Below are 6,701 nucleotides of genomic sequence, written 5' to 3' on the forward strand. Positions count from 1 at the left end.
CCTGCTCGCGATAGCGCTGTGTCAGTCGACATTTATCTCAACTGACACACCGCTATCGCGAGCAGGCTCACTCCTACAGGTTTATTCGTCTGCCCACAAATCTGTAGGTGACCGGGCTTACTCAGCCTTGAGGGTTTTCACGCCTTCGCTAGTACCCAGCAACAACAGATCCGCCGGACGCGCCGCGAACAAGCCGTTGGTGACCACGCCGACAATCGCATTGATCTGCGCTTCCAGCTCCACCGGGTTGGTGATCTGCAGGTTGAACACATCCAGAATGATGTTGCCGTTGTCGGTCAAAACGCCTTCGCGGTACACCGGGTCGCCGCCCAGTTTCACCAATTGGCGGGCGACGTGGCTGCGGGCCATCGGGATCACTTCGACTGGCAGCGGGAATTCGCCCAGCACCGGCACCAGTTTGCTGGCGTCGGCGATGCAGATGAAGGTCTTGGCCACGGCGGCAACGATCTTCTCGCGGGTCAGAGCGGCGCCGCCGCCCTTGATCAGGTTCAGGTGCGCGTCGCTTTCATCGGCGCCATCAACGTAGAACTCCAGGTCGCTGACGGTGTTCAGCTCATACACTGGAATCCCGTGGCCCTTCAGACGCGCGGCAGTGGCTTCGGAACTGGCAACCGCGCCATCGAACGCGCCCTTGTGCTGGGCCAGAGCGTCGATGAAGCAGTTGGCGGTGGAGCCGGTGCCGACCCCGACGATGCTCTTGTCGTCGAGTTTCGGAAGGATGAAGTCGACGGCGGCCTGAGCCACTGCCTGTTTGAGTTGATCCTGGGTCATGCGGGCTCCGGAAGCGGGCAAGGTGAGAACGGAAAGGCCGGCATTATAGCCGCAAGCGCGGCTAAAACCTCTGGATTCGTGTGGTCGTGCGGGCAAAAGCCGGGTTAGACTCCCCGGTCCCGCTCAACCGCTCAGTGATGCTTTCCGATGCTCGAACAGTACGTCAAAAAGATCCTCACCTCGCGCGTTTATGACGTTGCCGTAGAAACCCCGCTGCAGAACGCTCGCCAGCTCTCCGAGCGGCTGGGCAATGACATCTGGCTCAAGCGTGAAGACTTGCAGCCGGTGTTCTCGTTCAAGATTCGCGGCGCCTACAACAAGCTGACGCAACTGAGCGATGAAGAGCGCGCGCGTGGCGTGGTCACCGCGTCGGCGGGCAATCATGCGCAGGGTCTGGCCCTGGCGGCGAAAGTGCTGGGCGTCAAAGCCACCATCGTCATGCCCAAGACCACCCCCGAGATCAAAGTCGAAGGCGTGCGCTCGCGCGGCGGCAAAGTCGTGCTGCACGGCGATTCGTTTCCGGAAGCGCTGGCCTACTCACTGAAACTGGTCGACGAAAAAGGCTACGTCTACATCCACCCGTATGACGATCCGCACACCATTGCCGGGCAGGGCACCGTGGCGATGGAAATTCTGCGCCAGCACCCGCAGCCGCTGGACGCGATTTTCGTTCCGGTCGGTGGCGGTGGTTTGATCGCCGGTATCGCCGCGTACGTGAAATACCTGCGTCCGGACATCAAAGTCATCGGCGTCGAGCCGGACGACTCCAACTGCCTACAAGCGGCGATGGCTGCCGGCGAGCGCGTGGTGCTGCCGACCGTGGGCATCTTTGCCGACGGCGTGGCCGTGGCGCAGATCGGTCAGCACACCTTCGACATCTGCAAAGACTATGTCGATGAAGTGATTACTGTCAGCACCGACGAGATCTGTGCAGCAATTAAAGATATCTACGACGATACCCGCTCGATCACCGAACCTGCCGGCGCGTTGGGCGTGGCCGGGATCAAGAGGTACGTCGAGCAACGCGGTGTCAGCGGCCAGACCTTCGTCGCCATCGACTCCGGTGCCAATGTCAACTTCGACCGCCTGCGTCACGTTGCCGAGCGCGCCGAACTGGGCGAGGGCCGTGAAGCGATCATCGCCGTGACCATCCCCGAGAAGGCCGGCAGCTTCAAGGCGTTCTGCGAAGCCATCGGCAAGCGCCAGATCACCGAATTCAACTATCGCTACAACACCGGCAGCGAAGCGCACATCTTCGTTGGTGTGCAGACTCACCCGGAAAACGACCCGCGCAGCGCATTGCTGGCGAGCTTGGCCGAGCAGGGTTTCCCGGTGCTCGACCTGACTGACAACGAACTGGCCAAGCTGCACATCCGCCACATGGTCGGCGGTCACGCGGCGCATGTGATTGATGAAGTGGTGTTCCGCTTCGAGTTCCCGGAGCGTCCGGGTGCGCTGTTCAACTTCCTTAATAAACTCGGTGGGCGCTGGAACATTTCGATGTTCCATTACCGCAACCACGGCGCTGCCGATGGCCGCGTGGTCGCGGGCCTGCAAGTGCCGCACGACGAGCGTCATCTGGTGCCGGCGGCGCTTGAGGAAATCGGCTACCCGTACTGGGATGAAAGCGACAACCCGGCCTATCAGCTGTTTCTTGGCTGAGCGGCTACGCTGATGGGCATGGCCCAAGGAAGAGAAATTCATGGAAACCCTGACCACCCTGAAAGTCCTTCATGTCGCGGCGACCGTGGTGATCCTCGCCAGCGGGTTGGGGCTCGCTGCTCTTTCCTGGCGTAATCGCAGCGAAGGGCCGGCCAGCACGATGCAGCGGCCCTGGCTGTTTATCTGGTGTTTGATGCTGATCGGTATGCTGAGCATGCCTTTCACCGGCTGGTGGTTGGTACATCTGATCGGCTGGCCACTGGGGCAGTTCTGGATTCTGGGGTCCAGCGTGATCTATGCCGTGGCCACGTTCAGTGCGGTCTGGCTGCTGGTTCGGCTGAATCGGCTGTGGACGAGCGGGGTCGGCAACTGGAAATTCAGCCTGGCGCTGGCGATTGTCAGCGGCGTCGGGTTTCTCGCCATTGCGGGGTTGATGGGGGCCAAGCCTGTTTGAGGCTATATACCGAGTCGAGCCAATCGCTGGCAAGCCAGCTCCCACAGGGATCTTCAGTGAACACGGATATTGTGGACAGCCGAAAAACCTGTGGGAGCTGGCTTGCCAGCGATGGCGTAATTAGCCGCGCAGACTAATCACCGGCCAGCCACGCTTCTCTGCTTCGGCGCGCAGATTCGGATCCGGATCGACAGCAACCGGATTCGCCACCTGCTCCAGCAACGGCAAATCATTCATCGAATCGCTATAGAAATAGCTGTCATCCAGAGAATATCCGGTCTCTTCCAGCCAACGATTCAGCCGCGTCACCTTGCCCTCGCGAAAGCACGGAATGTCGGTGCTGCGCCCGCTATAACGGCCATCAACCATTTCACACTCGGTTGCGATCAGGGTTTCAACGCCCAGGCGCACAGCAATCGGCGCGGTGACGAAGCGGTTGGTCGCGGTGATGATCACCAGTTTGTCGCCAGCATCGCGGTGCTTTTTCAGCAGTTCCAGCGCCTTGGGCAAGATGATCGGTTCGATGCAGTCGCGCATGTAATCGTTGTGCCATTGATCGAGCACGGCCATTTCGGTGCGGCCGAGGATCTCCAGGCAGAAGTTCAGGTACGCGGCGTTATCCAGTTTGCCGGCCAGGTAATCCTGATAGAACTCGTCGTTGCGAGCCTTGTACGCAATCGGGTCGAGGAAGCCGCGTTCACACAGATAGTCGCCCCAGGCGTGATCGCTGTCGCCGCCCAGAAGGGTGTTGTCCAAATCGAATAGAGCCAGGCGCATTGCAGTTACCCGCTGATAAGTCTGTAAAAAGGCGACAAGAATACGGTCTTTTCACAAGAGTGCACATAAGGTAGGAAGCCTCGTTGCCGCCTTATCAACCTTTGTGGAACAATGCGGCGACATGCGTTTGCGAGGTTGTTGCCGTGATCGACCCCGATGGTTTCCGCCCCAATGTCGGGATCATTCTGACGAATGACGCCGGCCAGGTGCTATGGGCTCGCCGTATCAATCAAGATGCCTGGCAGTTTCCGCAAGGGGGAATCAACCCTGAAGAGACGCCGGAAGACGCCTTGTACCGCGAGCTGAACGAAGAAGTTGGCCTGGAACGTGAAGATGTTGAAATACTGGCCTGTACTCGGGGCTGGTTGCGCTATCGTTTGCCGCAACGTCTGGTGCGTACGCACAGCCAACCGCTGTGCATCGGCCAGAAACAGAAATGGTTTCTCCTGCGCCTGATCTCCAACGAGCAGCGGGTGCGGATGGATTTGACCGGTAAACCGGAGTTCGATGGCTGGCGCTGGGTCAGCTATTGGTATCCGTTGGGCCAGGTGGTGACATTCAAGCGCGAGGTGTATCGCCGCGCCCTCAAAGAGCTTGCCCCGCGCCTTTTAGCGCGCGACTGACGACGGAGTTCGACCCCGAGCCATGCTCAATACGCTGCGCAAGATCGTCCAGGAAGTTAACTCCGCCAAGGATCTCAAGGCGGCGTTGGGGATTATTGTGTTGCGCGTCAAAGAGGCCATGGGCAGCCAGGTCTGCTCGGTCTACCTGCTTGATCCCGAGACCAACCGCTTCGTCCTGATGGCCACCGAGGGCTTGAACAAGCGCTCGATCGGCAAGGTCAGCATGGCACCCAACGAAGGTCTGGTCGGTCTGGTCGGCACGCGTGAAGAACCCCTGAACCTCGAAAACGCTGCGGATCACCCGCGCTACCGTTACTTCGCCGAAACCGGTGAAGAGCGTTATGCCTCGTTCCTCGGCGCACCGATCATTCACCACCGCCGCGTCGTCGGCGTGTTGGTCATCCAGCAAAAAGAACGCCGCCAGTTCGACGAAGGTGAAGAAGCCTTCCTCGTGACCATGAGCGCGCAGCTCGCCGGCGTAATCGCCCACGCCGAGGCCACCGGTTCGATCCGCGGTCTGGGCCGTCAGGGCAAAGGCATTCAGGAAGCCAAGTTCGTCGGCGTGCCGGGTTCGCCGGGTGCGGCGGTCGGTACGGCGGTGGTCATGCTGCCGCCGGCCGATCTCGACGTGGTGCCGGACAAGACCATCACCGACATCAACGCCGAGCTGGCGCTGTTCAAGACCGCCATCGAAGGCGTGCGCGCCGACATGCGCGCGTTGTCCGCCAAGCTGGCGACGCAACTGCGCCCGGAAGAGCGCGCGCTGTTCGACGTCTACCTGATGATGCTCGACGATGCCTCGCTGGGCAGCGAAATCACCACAGTGATCAAGACCGGCCAGTGGGCCCAGGGCGCGCTGCGCCAGGTGGTCACTGAGCACGTCAACCGTTTCGAACTGATGGACGACGCCTACCTGCGTGAGCGTGCCTCGGACGTCAAAGACCTCGGTCGCCGCCTGCTCGCCTATTTGCAGGAAGAGCGTCAGCAGAATCTGGTCTACCCGGAAAAAACCATTCTGGTCAGCGAAGAACTGACGCCGGCGATGCTCGGCGAGGTGCCGGAAGGCACGCTGGTCGGTCTGGTCTCGGTACTCGGTTCGGGTAACTCCCACGTGGCGATCCTGGCCCGGGCCATGGGCATTCCGACGGTGATGGGTCTGGTCGACCTGCCGTATGCCAAGGTCGACGGCATCGAAATGATCGTCGACGGCACACGCGGCGAGGTCTACACCAACCCGAGCGAAGTGCTGCGCAAGCAGTTCGCTGAAGTCGTCGAAGAAGAGAAACAACTGGCGCTGGGCCTCGACACCCTGCGTGACTTGCCATGCGTGACCCTCGACGGTCACCGCATGCCGCTGTGGGTCAACACCGGTTTGCTCGCCGATGTGGCGCGGGCGCAGAAGCGTGGCGCCGAAGGTGTCGGCCTGTACCGCACCGAAGTGCCGTTCATGATCAACCAGCGCTTCCCGAGCGAGAAGGAACAACTGGCGATTTACCGCGAGCAGCTCGCCGCGTTCCACCCGCAACCGGTGACCATGCGCAGCCTCGACATCGGCGGTGACAAGTCGCTGTCGTACTTCCCGATCAAGGAAGACAACCCGTTCCTCGGCTGGCGCGGTATTCGCGTCACCCTCGACCACCCGGAAATCTTCCTGGTGCAGACCCGCGCGATGCTCAAGGCCAGCGAAGGCTTGAACAACCTGCGGATTCTGCTGCCGATGATCTCCGGCACTCACGAACTCGAAGAAGCCCTGCACCTGATCCACCGCGCCTGGGGCGAAGTACGCGACGAAGGCACCGATGTGCCGATGCCGCCGATTGGCGTGATGATCGAGATTCCGGCAGCGGTGTACCAGACCAAGGAACTGGCGCGGATGGTCGACTTCCTGTCCGTCGGCTCCAACGACTTGACTCAGTATTTGCTGGCGGTCGACCGTAACAACCCGCGTGTGGCCGATCTTTACGATTACCTGCATCCGGCAGTACTGCAAGCCCTGCAAACCGTGGTACGCGATGCCCATGCCGAAGGCAAACCGGTGAGTATCTGCGGCGAAATGGCCGGTGATCCGGCGGCGGCGGTGCTGTTGATGGCGATGGGGTTCGACAGCCTGTCGATGAACGCCACCAACTTGCCGAAGGTGAAGTGGATGTTGCGTCAGGTCAATCTGAGCAAGGCTCAGGAGTTGTTGGCGGAGCTGATGACCATTGATAACCCGCAGGTTATCCACAGTTCGCTGCAATTGGCGCTGAAGAACCTTGGGTTGTCGAAGATGCATCCGCCGGCGGTGGTCAAGGCGCTCTGAAGATCAAAAGCCCCTCATCGGAACGCCGCCCGCCTATCCCTCTCCCGGGGGGAGAGGGGACTGATTGGGGGATGCTGCAGAGGTACGCCGA

6 protein-coding genes are annotated in these 6,701 nt (G+C 60.7%); 4 read left to right on the forward strand and 2 right to left on the reverse strand.

All coding sequences use genetic code 11. The features are described 5' to 3' along the window. Positions 1–117: 117 nt before the first annotated feature. The gene (gene rpiA, locus PMI23_RS12760) at positions 118–792 is read right to left on the reverse strand and encodes a ribose-5-phosphate isomerase RpiA (protein ID WP_007913886.1); all 675 of its coding nucleotides are present in this window, start codon (positions 790–792) and stop codon (positions 118–120) included. A gap of 147 nt (positions 793–939) precedes the next feature. Here rpiA and ilvA point away from each other — a divergent pair, with 147 nt between their 5' ends. Both ilvA and PMI23_RS12770 read left to right on the forward strand, forming a co-directional pair. Beyond that, a complete protein-coding gene (gene ilvA / locus PMI23_RS12765; RefSeq protein ID WP_007913893.1) occupies positions 940–2,454 on the forward strand; it encodes a threonine ammonia-lyase, biosynthetic in 1,515 nt (504 codons plus the stop codon). 40 nt (positions 2,455–2,494) lie between these two features. Next, positions 2,495–2,908: a DUF2269 family protein gene (locus PMI23_RS12770; protein WP_007913895.1), complete on the forward strand. Its 414-nt coding sequence runs from the start codon at positions 2,495–2,497 to the stop codon at positions 2,906–2,908. Positions 2,909–3,028: 120 nt separating this feature from the next. Here PMI23_RS12770 and PMI23_RS12775 read toward each other — a convergent pair whose 3' ends face one another. Beyond that, positions 3,029–3,685, reverse strand: a complete 657-nt coding sequence (locus PMI23_RS12775) for an HAD family hydrolase (protein WP_007913897.1) — start codon at positions 3,683–3,685, stop codon at positions 3,029–3,031. A 143-nt stretch (positions 3,686–3,828) separates the two neighbouring features. Between PMI23_RS12775 and PMI23_RS12780 the strand changes: the two genes are divergently transcribed. Then, positions 3,829–4,308 (forward strand): RNA pyrophosphohydrolase, encoded by a 480-nt coding sequence (locus tag PMI23_RS12780; RefSeq protein ID WP_003229203.1) that lies wholly within the window; start codon positions 3,829–3,831, stop codon positions 4,306–4,308. Positions 4,309–4,330: 22 nt separating this feature from the next. Then, positions 4,331–6,610, forward strand: coding sequence for a phosphoenolpyruvate--protein phosphotransferase (gene ptsP, locus PMI23_RS12785; protein ID WP_007913900.1), 2,280 nt, complete (start codon positions 4,331–4,333; stop codon positions 6,608–6,610). Positions 6,611–6,701: the final 91 nt, after the last annotated feature.

This window comes from Pseudomonas sp. GM24, assembly GCF_000282235.1.
Taxonomy (GTDB): domain Bacteria; phylum Pseudomonadota; class Gammaproteobacteria; order Pseudomonadales; family Pseudomonadaceae; genus Aquipseudomonas.